The 2,523-nt window shown below is 71.7% G+C and carries 2 protein-coding genes; one reads left to right on the top strand and one right to left on the bottom strand.

Annotation, left to right across the window (positions count from 1 at the left end; translation table 11 throughout):
- Window positions 1–576, bottom strand: a 576-nt coding sequence (locus AC6EI8_RS26065; RefSeq protein WP_498383335.1) for an MlaC/ttg2D family ABC transporter substrate-binding protein, incomplete at its 3' end; no start/stop codon positions are given.
- Window positions 577–833: 257 nt separating this feature from the next.
- Here AC6EI8_RS26065 and AC6EI8_RS26060 point away from each other — a divergent pair.
- A partial coding sequence (locus AC6EI8_RS26060) for an MMPL family transporter (RefSeq protein ID WP_498383334.1) occupies window positions 834–2,523 on the top strand: 1,690 nt, incomplete at its 3' end.

The following is a 2,523-nucleotide window of genomic DNA, read 5'->3' as shown; positions in this document are numbered from 1 at the left end:
GGCCTGGCGCGCGTTGTGCTCGGACAGATAGCGGATCAGCCCGTCGATGCCGTCGCGCTCGACGATGTCGCCGAACTGGCGGCGATAGACCTCGATCAGCCACGCGCCCATCATGTTGATGTCGTAGATCTTCCAGCCGTCGGCGCCGCGCCGCAGCCGGTAGTCGATCTGGTTCTCGTCGCCCGCGGTGATCACGCGCGTGCGCACCACCACGTCGTCGGCATTGGCGCCGCCCTGCACCGGCGCATAGCGGAATTCGACATTCTGGCCGCGCAGCTGGGACAGCGACAGCGCATAGGTGTGGACCAGCAGCGTGCGGAACTGCTCGACCAGTTGCTGCTGCTGCGCGGGATTGGCGGTGCGCCAGGCGGGACCGAGCGCGAGCCGCGTGGTGCGCGCGAAATCGGTATAGGGAAGGAACTGGCGCCGTACCACGGCCACGACGCTGGCCTGATCGCCGGCGCTGGCCGCGGAATCGGCGCGCACCGCGGAAATCACCCCTTCCACCGCGGTGCGCACCAGCCGGTCGGGCGCGGCGCGCTCGGCGGCGTTGGCAGGCAGCGGCCAGATCAGCATGGCGGCCGCGATGGGGAGTGCGATGGGGAGTGCGATGGGGAGTGCGATGGGGAGTGCGGGCAGTGCCAGCGGAGCGGGCAGTGCCAGCGGAAGCGCGATGGCCAGCGCGGGAAGCGGCGAGCGGGAGCGGGAACGGGAACGGACAGGGAACATGGAGAGCGATCCGACGGCATGACGACGAACATGGCGATCCGAGCGATCGAGTATAGACCCGCCGCCAGCGCCGCTGTAGTGGCCTGCGCCCACGCTGGCCTCGCATGCTGACCGCGGCCATTACCCGCCTGGTGATGCTGGCGACCGCGCGCGCCTGGCTGACCATCGCGCTGGCGGCCGTGGTCTGCGCCGGCAGCGGCTGGTATGCGGCCCGGCACTTCGCGATCAATACCGATATCGGCCGCCTGCTCGATGTCGACGCACCCTGGGCTCGCTACGACGCCGCGCTGAACGAAGCCTTCCCCGACCGCGACCGCCTGATGCTCGCGGTGGTGCGGGCGCCGGTCCCCGAACTGGCCGAAGCCGCCGCCGATGCGCTGGCGCAGTCGCTGCGCAATCAGCCGTCCCGCTTCGAGGCGGTGCGCCAGCCCGGCGGCGGCGCCTTCTTCGCGCGCAACGGCCTGCTGTTTCTCGATACGCCGACGCTGGCGCGGGTCACGCGCGACCTGACCGATGCGCGGCCGCTGCTCGATGCGCTGGCGCGCGATCCGTCCTTGCGCGGGCTGGCCGACACGCTGTCGGTCACGCTGGGCCTGCCGCTGCAGATGGGCCAGGTCACGCTGGCGCAGATGGCGCCGCTGCTGTCGCGCAGCGCGATGGCGCTCGAGCAGGTGCTGGCAGGCAGGCCGGCGGCGCTGTCCTGGCGCACGCTGGCCGACCCCACGCCGGCGTCCGGTCCCGCGCTGGCCTTCGTCGCGGTCAGCCCGGTGCTCGATTACGGCGACCTGCAGGCCGGCGCCGATGCCTCGGCCGCGATCCGCGCCCGTGCGGCGCAGCTGCAGCTGGCACAGCACTACGCGGCCGAGGTACGGCTGACCGGGCCGCAGGCGCTGGCCGACGACGAGTTCGCCTCGGTGGCCGACGGCGCCGCGCTGAACGGCGCGGTGACGGTGCTGGTCGTGATCCTGATCCTGTGGCTGGCGCTGCGTTCGGCGCGGCTGATCGTTGCCGTGCTGCTGAGCCTGTTCGCTGGCCTGGCCGTCACCGCGGCGCTGGGGCTGGCAATGGTCGGCGCGCTGAACATGATCTCGGTCGCCTTCGCGGTGCTGTTCGTCGGCCTCGGCGTGGACTTCGGCATCCAGTTCGGCGTGCGCTACCGCGCCGAGCGCCACGACCGCGACCATATCGTGACGGCGCTGGCCCATACCGCGCAGGCGCTGGCGGTGCCGCTGTCGCTGGCGGCGGCGGCCACCGCCGCCGCGTTCTTCGCCTTCCTGCCGACCGACTATCGCGGCGTGGCCGAACTGGGCCTGATCGCCGGCGTCGGCATGTTCGTCGCGTTCCTGACCACGGTCACGCTGCTGCCGGCGCTGATCCGCGTGCTGCAGCCCGACGGCGAGACCGTGGCGCCCGGCATCCGCTGGCTCGCGCCCGCCGACGAGTTCTTCGAGCGCCATCGCAAGCCGGTGCTGTGGGTCACCTGCGTCGTGATCCTGGCCGCCTCGCCGCTGCTGACGCAGCTGCGCTTCGATTTCGATCCGCTGAATTTGAAGGACCCCGCCTCCGAATCGATGGCAACGCTTCGATCGCTGAAGGACGCGCCGCAGGCCGGCACCGAGGATGTCAGCGTGCTGGCGCCCTCGCTCGATGCCGCACGTGCGCTGGCGACGCGGCTGTCGGCACGGCCCGAGGTCGAGCGCGTCACCACGCTCGACAGCTTCGTGCCGCACGATCAGGACGCCAAACTACCCTTGATCGCATCGGCGGCGCAGGCGCTGCTGCCGGCGCTGACCC

This window comes from Cupriavidus sp. R6-3 (genome assembly GCF_059772245.1).
Note: the sequence above shows the minus strand (reverse complement) of the source record. Positions and strands in the feature narration are given on the sequence as shown.